Source organism: Pseudomonas sp. GL-B-26, assembly GCF_019947405.1.
In the GTDB taxonomy this organism is placed as follows: domain Bacteria; phylum Pseudomonadota; class Gammaproteobacteria; order Pseudomonadales; family Pseudomonadaceae; genus Aquipseudomonas.
Genome location: NZ_JAGYGJ010000051.1, coordinates 1 through 15,368 on the forward strand (window position 1 = coordinate 1; position 15,368 = coordinate 15,368).

Here is a 15,368-nt window from a genome sequence, read left to right on the forward strand (position 1 = left end):
AAATCCCGCCCTGCCCCGGCCTGCTCCAGCGTAGTCTGGGTGAAGTCATGGAATTTCACTTTGACGAATGGTTTGCCCGGTCGATAGCTGCTGTCGATTCGCGCCATGCGGCCGGCCAGTGTTTCCAGCAACTCAGGTAATTTATCGAGGCAGCTCACCAGGTCCGGCAGATCCACGTCGTAGGTGTTTTCGACACTGATCGACTGCCGACGACTGTCGTTGTGCACTAATCGATCGTCAATCCCACGGGCCAGGCTCCAGAGTCGCTCGCCGAAGCTGCCGAATTCGCGCACAAGCGCCAACTTGTCCCATTCACGCAGATGCGAACAATCGACGATGCCGAGCCTGCCTAATTTGTCTGCGGTCACCTTGCCAACGCCATGCAGCTTGCTCACCGGCAAACCACTGACAAAATCCTCGACCTGATCCGGCGTAATGACGAACAAGCCGTTGGGCTTCTTCCAGTCGCTGGCGATCTTGGCCAGAAACTTGTTCGGCGCAACGCCCGCCGAAACAGTGATGTGCAACTGATTAGAAACGCGACGGCGAATGTCTTGGGCAATCCGCGTGGCGCTGCCACCGAAATGCGCGCTGTCGGACACGTCGAGGTAGGCCTCATCCAACGAAAGCGGCTCGATCAAGTCGGTGTAATCGCGAAAGATCGTGTGAATTTCCTTGGAGGCCTCTCTATAGGCCTCCATGCGTGGCTTGACGATGGTCAGGTCCGGGCACAGCTTCAAGGCATGCCCGGAAGACATGGCCGAGCGCACCCCATAAGCCCGCGCCTCATAATTGCAGGTGGCGATCACGCCACGTCGATCCGCCGATCCGCCCACTGCCAGGGGCTTACCGGCCAGGCGCGGGTCGTCACGCATCTCGATGGCGGCGTAGAAGCAGTCACAATCGACGTGGATGATTTTTCGCTGCGTCATATAAATGCAGTGTTCATGGTGAAGAAATGGCGTATTGGCGGGTCAGATCGGCAGTATCTCACTGACACCTGTATATAGCACCAGTACTCAGAATGTTCTTTTCCACCCGTAGGAAAAGTGCCAGATGAATTTATTTTTTCAATCGAAAAGCTTCACCCGATAGAGCTGAAAGCCTTGCCATACCGGCCTTACAGCCAATCACCCAGCCCTATTTTCAAGCTAAGCGATTGAACAGGAAGAGGTTTTCTCTGGATTGAAGGTTGACAGCCCGCCGATCCTCTGTAGAATGCCGACACACAGACGCGGGATGGAGCAGTCTGGTAGCTCGTCGGGCTCATAACCCGAAGGTCGTCGGTTCAAATCCGGCTCCCGCAACCAAACATCAAAAAAGGCTACTCGAAAGAGTGGCCTTTTTTGTGCGCGCCGCTTTTGTAAAAATGAGCATGGAAACGACGTGGAACGTCTGACGGCGCAGAAATGAGAAATCGTTCCGATTCCGAAACTTAAGTCTCCCTCACGACCGTCCGCCACTCATTTACGCTTATTTGACCCTATTCAGGATTAACGGTTGACACCCCGGCGTATCTCTATAGAATGCCGCCACACAGACGCGGGATGGAGCAGTCTGGTAGCTCGTCGGGCTCATAACCCGAAGGTCGTCGGTTCAAATCCGGCTCCCGCAACCAAACATCAAAAAAGGCTACTCGAAAGAGTGGCCTTTTTTGTATCTGTTGAAAAAGTCCTTTCGCAACAATGATCTGCCACTGTGTAGCGAGCCGTTCAGGTTCACCCATGCTCTGAGCCCAGACTATGCTGAGCCACAGACAGAACCCTCTACGACTGATGACGTACCATCGCCGATACCCGGTGAGAGGCGTTAATATTTGTGATTATTTTTTTCTACAGGGATTGGTAACTTGGCTGGATACCCCCATCCTGTCGCGCACAATCCAAGAGGTGATTGATGCGCGCCAACTCGTCTGATCCACAAGACCCCGTCACAGCGACACAACCGATCAAGGCCGAGCGTCTGCGCTTGCTTGATCGAATCAGCAAATACCGCCAGCCCATCGGTCTGGCAGTCACTTTGCTGTTGTTCGCTATCGCGCTGATTGCCTGTCGCCACCTGCTGAGCGAACTCGATCTGTACGCTCTGCACGACTCGATTCTCGACGTTCCGAAACCGGCATTGCTCGGTGCGCTGGGCGCGACCGTGGTCGGTTTCATTATTCTGCTGGGCTACGAATGGTCGGCCAGCCGCTACGCGGGCGTGACACTCGCTCCGCGAATCCTGGCCTTGGGCGGGTTCACCGCATTCGCCATCGGCAATGCCATCGGCCTTTCGATGCTCTCGGGGGGCTCGGTTCGTTACCGTTTATATGCACGTCATGGCCTGGGCGCCTCTGAAGTCGCCCACATGACGCTGTTCGCCAGCCTCTCGCTAGGCTGCGCCCTGCCCCCACTGGCCGCCCTCGCGACCCTCAGCAACCTGCCTGGCGCCTCTGCCGCCCTGGGTTTGTCCGAAACGTTGCTGGGTGCAATCGCCGCGGCCGTTTTGCTGCTCTTCAGCGTACTGGCCATTGGCATTTACCGCCGCCGTCTGCCAGAACAGCCTTATCCTGACAACCTGCTGGTCAAGGTCGGACGCCGCACCTTGCGCCTGCCGGGTCGTCGCCTGACGTTTCTGCAACTGATCATTACTGCCCTGGACGTCGCCGCCGCGGCAACCGTGCTTTATCTGCTGCTGCCGGAAGCACCGCCTTTCGGCGCGTTCCTGCTGGTGTACCTGTTGGCCCTGGCTGCAGGTGTGCTCAGCCATGTTCCCGGCGGGGTCGGGGTGTTCGAAGCGATTCTGCTGGCCGCCTTCTCCGACACACTCGGCGCTGCACCACTCGCTGCCGCGCTGCTGCTCTATCGCCTGATCTACGTGGTGCTGCCGTTGCTGGTAGCCTGCGTATTCCTGCTGATCAACGAAGGTCAGCGCCTGTTTCAATCGCGTCAGTCCTTAAGAGTGGCGTCCGGCCTGGCCGCGCCGATCCTGGCGGTGCTGGTATTTCTGTCCGGCGTGGTGTTGCTGTTCTCCGGCGCCACCCCGGAAATCGACACACGCCTGGAACACATCGGTTTTCTGATCCCGCATCGACTGGTCGATGCCTCGCACTTCGGTGCCAGCCTGATCGGTGTGCTTTGCTTGCTGCTGGCCCAGGGGCTGCGCCGCCGACTGTCGGCCGCCTGGATGCTGACCACCATCTTGTTGCTGGTCGCCGCCCTGCTCTCTCTGCTCAAGGGCTTCGACTGGGAAGAAGCCTGCTTGCTGACGCTGACCGCGAGCCTGCTGGGAGTTTTTCGCAGCTCGTTCTATCGCCCCAGCCGCCTGACCGAGGTGCCGTTCTCGCCGCTGTATCTGGTGGCGAGCCTGTGCGTACTCGGTGCGTCGATCTGGCTGTTGCTGTTCGCCTATCAGGACGTCCCATACAGCCATCAGCTCTGGTGGCAGTTCACCCTCGACGCCGATGCCCCGCGTGGCTTGCGCTCGCTGCTCGGCGCTGCGGTGTTGCTGGTAGTGGTGTCCCTGACCTGGCTGCTGCGCACCGCACGCCCGGTGATCCATCTGCCAACGCCCGATGAGCTGGACCGCGCGGTAAAGATCTTGATGGCCTCCGCGCAACCGGATGGCGGCCTTGCCCTGACCGGAGACAAGGCGCTGCTGTTTCACCCCAATGACGAGGCGTTCCTGATGTACGCACGTCGTGGTCGCAGTCTGGTGGCCTTGTATGACCCGATCGGCCCGACCCAGCAACGGGCGGAAATGATCTGGCAGTTCCGCGACCTCTGCGACATCCACCACGCCCGTCCTGTGTTCTATCAAGTGCGCGCCGAGAACCTGCCGTACTACATGGACATCGGCCTGACCGCGATCAAACTCGGCGAAGAAGCCCGGGTCGATCTGCTTCGCTTTGATCTCGAGGCCAAAGGCAAAGAGATGAAAGACCTGCGCTACACCTGGAACCGTGGCACTCGCGATGGCCTGTCGCTGGAGATCTTTGATCCCGGACAAGCGCCGATGGATGAACTCAAGGTGATTTCCGATGCCTGGCTGACCGGCAAGAACGTGCGCGAGAAAGGTTTCTCCCTCGGCCGCTTCAGCGATGACTACCTCAAGCACTTCCGCATTGCGGTGATCCGATTTGAAGGTCACCCGGTAGCGTTCGCCAACCTGCTCGAAACTTATGGCCACGATCTGGCCAGTCTCGACCTGATGCGCGCGCACCCAGACGCCCCCAAGCTGACCATGGAGTTCATGATGGTCGGCCTGATTCAACATTATAAAAATCATGGATACGCGCGTTTCAGCCTGGGCATGGTGCCGTTGTCGGGGTTGCAGCCCCGTCGTGGCGCACCACTGACCCAGCGTCTGGGCTCGATGGTTTTCCGCCGTGGTGAGCAGCTCTACAACTTTCAAGGCTTGCGCCGCTTCAAAGACAAATTCCAGCCTGACTGGGAACCCCGTTATATGGCCGTGCCCGCCGGACTCGATCCGCTGGTTGCCCTGGCCGACACTGCCGCCCTGATTGCAGGCGGCTTGACCGGATTGGTGAAACGCTGATGATTCAACGCTCCTTGCGGTACGTACTGGCCACACTGGTAGTGCTGGCCCTGATTCTCGGTGGCGGTTACTGGTACCTGAAACGCCCGGCGCCCGAACCGACCCTCGAACAGCTGACGCCGGCCGATGGCGCCGCGATGACCCGTGTCATCCCCGGCAACACGCCACGCGCCCAGGTGCTGGTGGCGGTCAATGAAGACCAGAAGCTCAGCAACAAACAGTTGATGACCCTGAGCCGCAGCGGCTCGGCGCAGATTGTTCAGGTGATCCTGCCCAAAGACTGCCTGCTGCAAAGTCGCGCCCTGCAATCGGCCCTGAGAGAACTCAAAGGCCCGGCGACCCTGGTCAGCGGCATCGGCCCTGGCGCCGTGCTGGCGTGGCGCTGGTTGTCCGAGCAGAAGGACGACAAGGCTCAAGCCATCTCGGTGGACCTGGCCCTGGAAAAACCAGGCTGCACGCACCTGCTACCGAAAAGCGCCGCTCACGGCCACTGGCTGGTGGCCTGGAACGATAACCCGGACGACACCAGCGCCGGTTTCGTACGCGACCAACCCAATGCCGAAACCAGCATCAGCGACTACGACATCAACCTGCCGCAAGTGCTGAACAACGAACTGCGCAAGATTCTCGTTGGCGGCGATAAAGCCGCTGGCGGCTTGCAGATCCCGGTGGTCGAAGTGCCCGCCGGCCAAGCCAAGGACACCGTGACCCTGTTCCTCTCCGGTGACGGCGGCTGGCGCGACCTGGACCGCGACGTCGCGGGCGAGATGGCAAAGATCGGCTACCCGGTGGTCGGCATCGACACCCTGCGCTACTACTGGCAGCACAAGAGCCCGGAGCAAAGCGCCTTGGACCTCGCCGAGCTGATGCAGCACTACCGGCAGAAATGGGGCACCAAGCGCTTCATCCTGACCGGTTACTCGTTCGGCGCCGACGTCCTGCCGGCGATCTACAACCGCCTGGAGCCATCGGAACAGCAACGGGTCGACGCGATCATCCTGCTGGCCTTCGCCCGCACCGGCAGCTTCGAAATCGAAGTCGAAGGCTGGCTCGGCAACGCCGGCAAAGAAGCCGCCACCGGCCCGGAAATGGCCAAGCTGCCGCCGGAGAAAGTGGTGTGCATCTACGGTGAAGAAGAAGTCGACGAGAGCGGGTGTACTGACAAGACTGCGGTGGGCGAAGCGATGAAACTGCCTGGCGGCCATCACTTCGACGAGAACTATCCGGCGCTGGCCCAGCGGTTGGTGGATATCATCGAAAAGCGACAAGCCAAGGGTGAGACGGCTCAGGAGTGATCTGAGCGTCGCCCAACAAAAAGCCCTCGCAGCCTTAAGGTTGCGGGGCTTTTTGGTTAGAGGCGACGCTCTGCCGCGCCGTAGACCTCTTCGTCGCGTCGAGCACCGACGGCAACGATCAATACCTGAATCGCCTTGCCATCGACTCGATAAACAATCCGCGTGTCGCCTGTCCGGATCCGTCTACAGCCTGCAAGGCTGGCTCTTAGGGGCTTGCCGCTCTTGTCCGGCTCACCATTGATAATCCGCTCTTCGATGACATCAAGAATGCGGTTCGCCGCCACAGCTCCCAGCAGATCCAGATCCCTCTGGACCTCCGGATGATAGATAACGCCCCAAACCATCCACAGCTCCTTTAGTCTTTCCTGGCGTACCGCGTCCGCATATCGTCGTGGCTGACTGCCTTGGCCTGATCAAAACCGATCAGTCGCTCTCGAGCCGCTGCTTCAACCCGAAGGTCCTCAAGCTCGTCGAGCATTTCCTGATACGCATCGACATTGATAATGACCGCTGCTGGCTGATTGTCCTTGAAAATGACCAGCCGCTCGGTGGCTCGGCTAGAAATCTCTTTGAGCCTTGCGCTGAACCCCCTGACCATTGCAGTCACCGATATGGCTTGGTCAGCACGCTCCAGTAATGCCGTCATACCCACCTCTCTACACAATCATGCAAATTTGAACACATAGTTCTACGCAGAGTATTGCGTCGAATTCGACATACAGCAAGCGGCAAAAAACGCGAACTGATCAACCTGCGTGTTTCACACATCTTCGCCGTGTTTAGTTTCGTTTACTTAAGGTGTCGAAATATCGGATGACGCCCGCAGACCTTGTAGGCAAACTCCGAATCGTTCTTTTTGGGCACTTTGATGCCTTGTTGCGCTTTTCTTCGACGGGATACTCTCCGGACGTCGCTGACTATTCAGCGATCGGGTGTGGTAACCCGGCGAAACCAGCGCAACAGCGCCTTCATCCCGAACACGGGCATTTTTTATGTCTGCGATCTCGAGTTATGGCGGCTGTGCGTGGGACGCCCTCGGGCGTGCCGGTTTCCTTGGTTCCCGGTTTACCACCCTGCGTACAGCTGCCTCCCTTTCGCGTGGTAACGAAAATGGCAGCTCCTCGAACCCAGGAGTAAAACCATGACCAAAACAAATCCGTCAGAACCTGACGAACTGAAAACCATCGGCCTCACCCCCTTCATCTACTGCTCAAACAAGGCACTGTTCCGTGTCAGTCGAGACGTCCCCCTCGGTGATGCGCTAGCCATGGCCTCTGATTTTCTGTTCCTTGCCAAGGAGCTGACTAAAGATGCTGCCTACGCCCGCGACACCGACCGACACGCTTGGGCCGCGCATTACCTGACGGCAATGAGTAAGGCCGTGATTGATGATGCGGTGAAGGTACTGACGCCGCCACCTGCTCGGACAAAAGCCGAATCTAAAAAATAGCTGCCTGAGCGCAACTAATGGCGCCGAGACCCCAAACACAAAAAAGCCCCCGCTACCGCAATGGCAACGGGGGCTTTTTGTTGTGGCTTACATCTCCACCTGAGTCCCCAGCTCAATCACCCGGTTCAGCGGTAGATTGAAGAACCGCAGATTGCCGTTGGCGTTCTGCAACATGAAGGCGAACAGCGCCTCACGCCAGCGCGCCATGCCTTCGAGCTTGGAGGCAATGACTGTCTCGCGGCTAAGGAAGTAGGTGGTGCGCATCGGGCTGAAGTCCAGGTCATCGAGATGACACAGCTTCAGCGCTTGCGGCACGTCCGGCTCGTCGACGAAGCCGAAGTGCAGGATCACCCGGAAGAAGCCTTCGCCGTAGGAATCGACCTCGAAACGCCGCGATGCGGGCACCCGCGGGATGTCTTCGTACACCACCGTGAGCAACACCACTTGCTCGTGCAGTACCTGGTTATGCAGCAGGTTGTGCAACAGCGCATGAGGCACGGCATCTGGCCGCGCGGTCAGAAACACGGCGGTGCCCTGAACGCGATGCGGCGGTTGCACGGCGATGCTGCTGATGAAGATCGGCAGCGGCAAGCCACCCTCGTCGAGACGATCGACCAGCAATTGCTTGCCGCGTTTCCAGGTGGTCATCAGCACAAACAGCACGATACCGGCGATCACCGGGAACGCCCCGCCCTGAATGATTTTCGGCACGTTGGCGGCGAAGTACAGACCGTCTACCAAGAGGAAACCGAGCAACAGCGGTATTGCGAGGACCGGAGGCCATTTCCACAGCAGCAATATCACCGCCGACACCAGGATAGTGGTCATCAGCATGGTACCAGTCACCGCCACGCCATAGGCGGAGGCCAGCGCGCCGGAGGATTCGAAACCCAACACCAGCAGAATCACGCCGACCATCAGCGCCCAGTTCACCGCGCCAATGTAGATCTGGCCTTGTTCGGCGCTGGAGGTGTGCCGAATGTGCATGCGCGGAATGTAACCGAGCTGGATCGCTTGACGGGTCAGGGAGAACGCACCGGAAATCACCGCCTGAGAAGCAATGACCGTGGCCAGGGTCGACAACCCCACCAACGGAATCAGCGCCCAGCTCGGTGCCAGCAGGTAGAACGGGTTGCGAGCGGCTTCCGGATCACCCAGCAGCAAGGCGCCTTGACCGAAGTAGTTCAGCACCAGCGCCGGCAGCACCAGAATGAACCACGCACGGGCAATCGGCTTGCGACCGAAGTGGCCCATGTCGGCGTACAGCGCTTCGGCACCGGTCAATGCCAGCACTACCGCGCCGAGAATCGCCACGCCCATGCCCGGGTGCACAACGAAGAAGCGCACGCCCCACACCGGGTTCATCGCTTTCAACACTTCCGGATGCTGCATGATGCCGTAGACACCCAGCGCGCCCAGCACCACAAACCAGGTCACCATGATTGGCCCGAACAGGATGCCGATCCGCGCGGTACCGTGACTTTGAATCAGGAACAGCGCCACCAGCACGATCAGCGACAGCGGCACCACCCAATGGTCGATGCCCTCGAAAGCCAGTCCCAGGCCTTCAATCGCCGAGAGCACCGAGATCGCCGGCGTGATCATGCTGTCGCCATAGAACAGCGCCGCGCCGATCAGCCCGCAGACCACCAGTAAAGTGCGCAACTTCGGATGCCCGGCCGCAGCCCGCCGAGCGAGGGCGGTCAAGGCCATGATCCCGCCTTCGCCCTGGTTGTCGGCGCGCAGTACGAACATCATGTACTTGATCGACACGACCCAGATCAGCGACCAGAAGATCAGCGCCAGAATCCCCAGCACCCCGTCGTGATTGACGGGCACGCCATAGCCACCGGAAAACACTTCTTTGAGGGTGTACAGCGGGCTCGTGCCGATATCGCCATAAACTACCCCGACCGCCGCGACCAGCATACCGATCGGCTTCGCCGCCGAATGCTCGGCACCCGCCGCCTGACTACTTGCCTGACCCATCCACCACTCCTACTACCCAGACCGGACTTCTTTGGAAGAAGCACTATGCTTTGCCGTGCAGCATGCGCTGTTTTACTTACTGTTACAGACGTTTTGTTGACTGTAAAAAATCGGTAAAGCGTAACGGCGCGAAGCATAGCGCAGCACTCGTCGTATTTCCCTGCATAAAGCTGGTCAAGTGCGCCTCTCATCGCTAGAATTGCGCACTTTTTGACCAGAGGCGCAACATAGCGCCCGTCTGTCGCCTTGCCGTCTTCGGCTGGAGGCGTCCCAAATACCGAGGTTAGACATGTCCACCACTCCTGCGCCGGCCAATCCAAAGGTTGGTTTCGTATCCCTGGGTTGCCCCAAAGCACTGGTCGACTCCGAGCGCATCCTTACCCAGCTTCGTATGGAAGGCTATGACGTTGTGTCCACTTACGAGGACGCCGACGTCGTGGTGGTCAACACCTGCGGCTTCATCGACTCGGCCAAGGCTGAGTCTCTGGAAGTGATCGGCGAAGCCATCAAGGAAAACGGCAAGGTCATCGTGACCGGCTGCATGGGCGTCGAAGAAGGCAACATTCGTAAAGTGCACCCAAGCGTGCTGGCCGTGACCGGTCCGCAGCAATACGAACAAGTGGTCAACGCCGTGCACGACGCCGTGCCGCCGCGTCAGGATCACAACCCGCTGATCGACCTGGTGCCGCCACAAGGCATCAAGCTGACCCCGCGCCACTACGCCTACCTGAAGATTTCCGAAGGCTGCAACCACAGCTGCAGCTTCTGCATCATCCCGTCGATGCGCGGCAAACTGGTCAGCCGCCCGGTCGGTGATGTATTGGACGAGGCTCAGCGCCTGGTCAAGGCCGGCGTCAAAGAGCTGTTGGTGATCTCGCAAGACACCAGCGCTTACGGCGTCGACGTGAAATACCGCACCGGTTTCTGGAACGGCGCACCGGTGAAAACCCGCATGACCGAACTCTGCGAAGCCCTGAGCACCCTCGGCGTCTGGGTTCGTCTGCACTATGTTTACCCGTACCCCCACGTCGACGAGCTGATTCCGCTGATGGCCGCCGGGAAAATCCTGCCGTACCTGGACATCCCGTTCCAGCACGCCAGCCCGAAAGTCCTGAAAGCCATGAAACGCCCGGCCTTCGAAGACAAGACCCTGGCCCGCATCAAGAACTGGCGCGAAATCTGCCCGGACCTGATCATCCGTTCGACCTTCATCGTCGGCTTCCCCGGCGAAACCGAAGAAGACTTCCAGTACCTGCTGAACTGGCTGACCGAAGCCCAACTGGACCGCGTCGGCTGCTTCCAGTACTCGCCAGTCGAAGGCGCACCGGCCAACCTGCTGGACGCGGCCATCGTGCCGGACGACGTCAAGCAAGACCGCTGGGACCGTTTCATGGCGCACCAGCAAGCCATCAGCTCGGCACGCCTGCAACTGCGCGTCGGTCGTGAAATCGAAGTACTGGTCGATGAAGTCGACGAGCAAGGCGCGGTCGGCCGCTGCTTCTTCGATGCCCCGGAAATCGACGGCAATGTGTTCATCGACAATGGAAGCAACCTGAAACCAGGCGATAAAGTCTGGTGCAAAGTGACCGACGCCGACGAATACGACCTGTGGGCTGAACAGATCTAAACGCAAAAAATACCAAAAGCCCTGCTCTCTTGACGAGATGCGGGGCTTTTTTACGTCTATCGTTTTGTGGGAGAAAGGATTCGCATCATCAACTGCAAAAGGGGCAGCCGGCCATGCGCCAACATTCGGTCATCCACACGCCGAAACAGAGCGACTACGAAGAACTCACTCAGGTCTGGGAAGCCTCGGTGCGCGCCACCCATGACTTTCTGCCGGACAGCTACATCGAACTGCTGAAGAACCTGGTGCTGACGCGCTACCTCGATGCAGTGATGCTGATCTGCACCAAAGACCCGCGCCAGCGCATCACCGGGTTCGCCGGGGTCGCGGCGGGCAAGATCGAAATGCTCTTCATCGACCCGGCTCACCGCGGCCAGGGCCTGGGCAAGCAGTTGCTGCGCTATGCGATGGAACACCTGAATGCCGATGAACTGGACGTCAACGAGCAGAACCCGCAAGCCTTGGGTTTCTACTTCAAACAGGGCTTCGAAGTGATCGGTCGTTCGGAAGTCGATGGCATGGGCCAGCCTTATCCGCTGCTGCACATGCGCATGAAACAGACAAATCAGCGCGCTCAACGCGGCTAAAAGCTTTACGGCGCAAATGGAGCCGGGATTAACCGGCGCCAGGCAGGTACAATGCCCACCCCTTTTTTGTTACGGCCCTGTCATGACTGACCCGATTCGTCTCTCCAAACGCCTCATCGAACTCGTCGGCTGTTCCCGTCGGGAGGCTGAGCTGTTCATCGAGGGCGGCTGGGTCACCGTGGACGGTGAAGTCATCGACGAGCCGCAGTTCAAGGTCGAGAACCAGAAAGTCGAGCTTGATCCAGAAGCCAAGGCCACTGCACCGGAACCGGTGACCATCCTGCTGAACGTGCCCGTGGGCATGAATGCGGAAACGGCCATGGCAACGATCAGCGCCGAGACCTTGAGCGAAGAACACCGCTTCAGCAAACGTCCGCTCAAGGGCCACTTCCTGCGCCTGACCGCCAGCACCGACCTGCAAGCCAACGCCAGCGGTCTTTTGGTGTTCACCCAGGACTGGAAGATCCTGCGCAAACTCACTGCCGACTCCGCCAAGATCGAGCAAGAGTATGTGGTCGAAGTTGAAGGCGACATGGTGGCTCACGGCCTCAACCGCCTGAACCACGGCCTGACCTACAAGGGCAAGGAACTGCCGCCGGTCAAAGCCAGCTGGCAGAACGAAAACCGCCTGCGTTTTGCGATGAAGAACCCACAACCGGGCGTCATCGCCCTGTTCTGCCAGGCCGTAGGCCTGAAGGTTGTCGCCATCCGCCGCATCCGCATTGGCGGCGTGTCCATCGGCAAAGTGCCGTTGGGCCAATGGCGTTACCTGTCCGGCAAAGAGAAGTTCTAAGACTTCTCACGCCGCCACACATTTTGGCGCCGCTGTTTATGCGGCGCCCACTGCTGAATATCAGGACTGCACACCATGATTCATAACGACGTACTGCGCAGCGTGCGCTACATGCTCGACATCAGCGACAAGAAAGTCATCGAGATCATCAAGCTCGGCGGCATGGACGTGACCCTGGAAGACCTGGTGACGTACCTCGACAAGAAAGAGGAAGACGAGGAAGGCTTCGTACGCTGCCCGGATGAAGTCATTGCGCATTTCCTCGATGGCCTGGTGATCTTCAAGCGCGGCAAGGACGAAAGCCGTCCGCCGCAGCCGATCGAAGTGCCGGTGACCAACAACATCATCCTGAAAAAACTGCGCGTGGCCTTCGAACTGAAAGAAGACGACATGCACGCCATCCTCAAGGCCTCCGAGTTCCCGGTGTCCAAGCCTGAGCTGAGCGCGCTGTTCCGCAAGTTCGGCCACACCAACTACCGTCCGTGCGGCGATCAGTTGCTGCGCAACTTCCTCAAGGGCCTGACCCTGCGCGTGCGTCCGCAGTAAGTGCCCGCTGGCCTTGAGCTGCAAACCCGCGGCTCAAAGCCAGGCTGTATAGACCCTCATTCCTCGCAAAAATAGTGGCTCCGCTTCCGGCGGCTGACGACTAGGGTGTATTGACCCTCAGCTCTCAGGATTCGCCATGCACCCGTATTTTTCCCTGCAAGGCCGCACCGCTCTGGTGACCGGCGGCACCCGTGGTATTGGCAAAATGATCGCCAAGGCTTATGTCGAGGCTGGCGCAACCGTGTACGTCTGCGCCCGGGATGCCGAAGCCTGTCAGCAAACGGCTGATGAATTGAGCGCATTCGGTCGTTGCCACGGAGTGGGAGCCAACCTGGCCACCGAAGAAGGCGTACTTCAACTGGCTACGCAACTGGGTGAGCAGATCACTCATCTGGATATTCTGGTGAACAACGCCGGCACCACGTGGGGCGCGCCGCTGGAGAGCTACCCGGTCAAGGGCTGGGAAAAGGTCATGCAACTGAACGTGACCTCGGTGTTCAACTGCATTCAGCAGTTTTTGCCGTTGCTGCGTAAGGCCGGTTCGGCAGCGAATCCGGCGCGGATCATCAACATCGGCTCAGTGGCGGGAATTTCGTCCTTCGGCGAGCAGGCGTATGCCTACGGGCCGAGTAAGGCTGCCCTGCATCAACTGTCGCGAATTCTGGCTCGGGAACTGGTGAGTCAGCACATCAACGTCAACGTCATCGCGCCGGGGCGTTTTCCGAGCAAGATGACTCAGCATATTGGGAATGATGAGCAGGCGTTGGCCGACGATACGGCGTTGATTCCAATGAAACGCTGGGGCCGGGAGGAAGAAATGGCGGCGCTGGCGATCAGTCTGGCGAGTACGGCCGGCGCTTATATGACCGGGAATATCATTCCGCTGGATGGCGGGTTTAGCCTCTGACTCGCCACAGAGCCGGGTGGGTTATCATGCTCGCCCTTATCCCGCCTCGACCGCAGACCATGACCTACAGCGTTTCCCCCATCGGCTTCGTGCGCTCCTGCTTCAAGGAGAAGTTCGCCATCCCGCGCCAGCCACAACTGGCCCCGGCCGCTCGCGGTGTACTGGAACTGGTGGCGCCGTTCGATCAGGGCGATGCGGTGCAGGGTCTGGAACAGGTCAGCCACGTGTGGCTGCTGTTCCTGTTTCATCAGACACTGGAAGAAAAGCCACGGCTGAAAGTCCGCCCTCCTCGTCTCGGCGGTAACAAATCCATGGGCGTGTTCGCCACCCGCGCGACGCATCGGCCCAACGGCATCGGCCAATCCGTGGTGAAGCTGGACAAGGTTGAAGCCAATCGCCTGTGGATATCCGGCATCGACCTGCTGGACGGCACGCCGATTCTCGACATCAAACCCTACGTGCCTTACGCCGACATCATTGATACAGCCTCCAACAGCATCGCCAGCGCCGCACCGCTGCTGATTCCCGTGCAGTGGACGGACTCAGCACTGCAACAGGCTCACGGCCATGCTCAGCGCCTTGAAGAACCGCTGGTGGAGTTGATCGAGCAATGCCTGGCACAAGACCCACGTCCGGCGTATCAGATTCCCACACCCGAACGGGAATACGGCGCACAGTTCTGGGACCTTGACGTGCGCTGGCATTATCCAGAGGCGGGTGTGATCCGCGTCCTTGAAGTCATTCCCGCCCCCAACCTGCATCGGGCATAAAAAAGCCCCCATTGCCTGCACAGGCAATGGGGGCTTTTCAGTGATGCGATGTTCTTACTTCTCGACGAACGCTCGCTCGATCAGGTAATCACCCGGCTCGCGCATCCGCGGCGACACTTTCAGGCCGAAGCTGTTCAGCACTTCGCTGGTCTCGTCGAGCATGCTCGGGCTGCCGCACAGCATGGCGCGGTCGTCCTGCGGGTTGATCGGTGGCAGACCGATGTCGCTGAACAGCTTGCCGCTGCGCATCAGGTCGGTCAGGCGACCTTCGTTCTCGAACGGCTCGCGGGTCACGGTCGGGTAGTAGATCAACTTGTCACTGAGGGCCTCGCCGAAGAACTCGTTCTGCGGCAAGTGCTCGGTGATGAACTCGCGGTAAGCGACTTCGTTGACGTAACGTACGCCGTGGCACAGGATCACTTTTTCGAAACGCTCGTAGGTTTCCGGGTCCTGGATGACGCTCATGAACGGCGCCAGACCGGTACCGGTGCTGAGCAGGTACAAATGTTTGCCAGGCTTCAAGTCATCCAGCACCAGCGTGCCGGTAGGCTTTTTGCTGATGATGATCTCGTCGCCTTCCTTCAGATGCTGCAGCTGGGAAGTCAGCGGGCCATCAGGCACCTTGATGCTGAAGAACTCGAGATGCTCTTCCCAGTTCGGGCTGGCAATCGAGTAAGCGCGCATGAGCGGCCGGCCGTTGGGCTGTTGCAGGCCGATCATCACGAACTGACCGTTCTCGAAGCGCAGGCCCGGATCGCGGGTGCACTTGAAGCTGAACAGAGTGTCGTTCCAGTGATGAACACTGAGGACACGCTCGTGGTTCATGTTGCTCATGTACGTGGGACTCCTGGAGATTTGGTCTGCG

Annotated in this window: 14 protein-coding genes and 2 tRNA genes; 11 read left to right on the forward strand and 5 right to left on the reverse strand. The window is 59.3% G+C overall.

What is annotated here, in order from left to right:
- Positions 1-932: DNA polymerase IV (gene dinB, locus KGB23_RS25225; protein ID WP_223433006.1), on the reverse strand; the 932-nt coding region annotated here is incomplete at its 3' end.
- Between the two features lie 301 nt (positions 933-1,233).
- Between dinB and KGB23_RS25230 the strand changes: the two genes are divergently transcribed.
- From KGB23_RS25230 to KGB23_RS25245, 4 genes are all read left to right on the forward strand, one after another.
- Positions 1,234-1,310 (forward strand) — tRNA-Met (locus tag KGB23_RS25230).
- Between the two features lie 231 nt (positions 1,311-1,541).
- A tRNA-Met gene (locus KGB23_RS25235) sits at positions 1,542-1,618 on the forward strand.
- A gap of 278 nt (positions 1,619-1,896) precedes the next feature.
- Entirely contained in the window at positions 1,897-4,539 is a 2,643-nt protein-coding gene (mprF, locus tag KGB23_RS25240; RefSeq protein WP_223433007.1) for a bifunctional lysylphosphatidylglycerol flippase/synthetase MprF, read from the forward strand.
- Positions 4,539-5,834 (forward strand): virulence factor family protein, encoded by a 1,296-nt coding sequence (locus KGB23_RS25245; protein ID WP_223433008.1) that lies wholly within the window; start codon positions 4,539-4,541, stop codon positions 5,832-5,834. The genes mprF and KGB23_RS25245 overlap by 1 nt, the downstream gene beginning before the upstream one ends.
- A 56-nt stretch (positions 5,835-5,890) precedes the next feature.
- Here the strand turns inward: KGB23_RS25245 and KGB23_RS25250 are convergent, their stop codons facing one another.
- Together KGB23_RS25250 and KGB23_RS25255 are read right to left on the reverse strand one after the other, a co-directional pair.
- Positions 5,891-6,178: a type II toxin-antitoxin system RelE family toxin gene (locus KGB23_RS25250; RefSeq protein ID WP_223433009.1), complete on the reverse strand. Its 288-nt coding sequence runs from the start codon at positions 6,176-6,178 to the stop codon at positions 5,891-5,893.
- Between the two features lie 11 nt (positions 6,179-6,189).
- The gene (locus KGB23_RS25255; RefSeq protein WP_223433010.1) at positions 6,190-6,480 is read right to left on the reverse strand and encodes a type II toxin-antitoxin system Phd/YefM family antitoxin; all 291 of its coding nucleotides are present in this window, start codon (positions 6,478-6,480) and stop codon (positions 6,190-6,192) included.
- Positions 6,481-6,975: 495 nt separating this feature from the next.
- On the opposite strand from KGB23_RS25255, the gene KGB23_RS25260 reads away from it, so the two are divergent.
- Positions 6,976-7,284: a DUF3077 domain-containing protein gene (locus tag KGB23_RS25260; protein ID WP_223433011.1), complete on the forward strand. Its 309-nt coding sequence runs from the start codon at positions 6,976-6,978 to the stop codon at positions 7,282-7,284.
- Between the two features lie 87 nt (positions 7,285-7,371).
- Here the strand turns inward: KGB23_RS25260 and KGB23_RS25265 are convergent, their stop codons facing one another.
- Complete coding sequence (locus KGB23_RS25265) at positions 7,372-9,273, reverse strand: potassium transporter Kup (RefSeq protein ID WP_223433012.1); 1,902 nt, start codon at positions 9,271-9,273, stop codon at positions 7,372-7,374.
- Between the two features lie 289 nt (positions 9,274-9,562).
- Here KGB23_RS25265 and rimO point away from each other — a divergent pair, with 289 nt between their 5' ends.
- The 6 genes from rimO (at position 9,563) to tsaA (ending at position 14,503) form a co-directional block, all read left to right on the forward strand.
- Complete coding sequence (rimO, locus tag KGB23_RS25270; RefSeq protein WP_223433013.1) at positions 9,563-10,900, forward strand: 30S ribosomal protein S12 methylthiotransferase RimO; 1,338 nt, start codon at positions 9,563-9,565, stop codon at positions 10,898-10,900.
- A gap of 113 nt (positions 10,901-11,013) precedes the next feature.
- The gene (locus tag KGB23_RS25275) at positions 11,014-11,487 is read left to right on the forward strand and encodes a GNAT family N-acetyltransferase (protein ID WP_223433014.1); all 474 of its coding nucleotides are present in this window, start codon (positions 11,014-11,016) and stop codon (positions 11,485-11,487) included.
- 82 nt (positions 11,488-11,569) lie between these two features.
- Positions 11,570-12,280 (forward strand): rRNA pseudouridine synthase, encoded by a 711-nt coding sequence (locus KGB23_RS25280; RefSeq protein ID WP_223433015.1) that lies wholly within the window; start codon positions 11,570-11,572, stop codon positions 12,278-12,280.
- Positions 12,281-12,355: 75 nt separating this feature from the next.
- Positions 12,356-12,826: a DUF1456 family protein gene (locus tag KGB23_RS25285; protein ID WP_150654848.1), complete on the forward strand. Its 471-nt coding sequence runs from the start codon at positions 12,356-12,358 to the stop codon at positions 12,824-12,826.
- A gap of 136 nt (positions 12,827-12,962) precedes the next feature.
- Entirely contained in the window at positions 12,963-13,733 is a 771-nt protein-coding gene (locus KGB23_RS25290; protein WP_223433016.1) for an SDR family oxidoreductase, read from the forward strand.
- A gap of 59 nt (positions 13,734-13,792) precedes the next feature.
- Positions 13,793-14,503, forward strand: coding sequence for a tRNA (N6-threonylcarbamoyladenosine(37)-N6)-methyltransferase TrmO (tsaA, locus tag KGB23_RS25295; RefSeq protein ID WP_223433034.1), 711 nt, complete (start codon positions 13,793-13,795; stop codon positions 14,501-14,503).
- Between the two features lie 54 nt (positions 14,504-14,557).
- On the opposite strand, the gene fpr is transcribed toward tsaA, so the two are convergent.
- Complete coding sequence (fpr, locus tag KGB23_RS25300; protein WP_030127957.1) at positions 14,558-15,337, reverse strand: ferredoxin-NADP reductase; 780 nt, start codon at positions 15,335-15,337, stop codon at positions 14,558-14,560.
- Positions 15,338-15,368 lie beyond the last annotated feature (31 nt).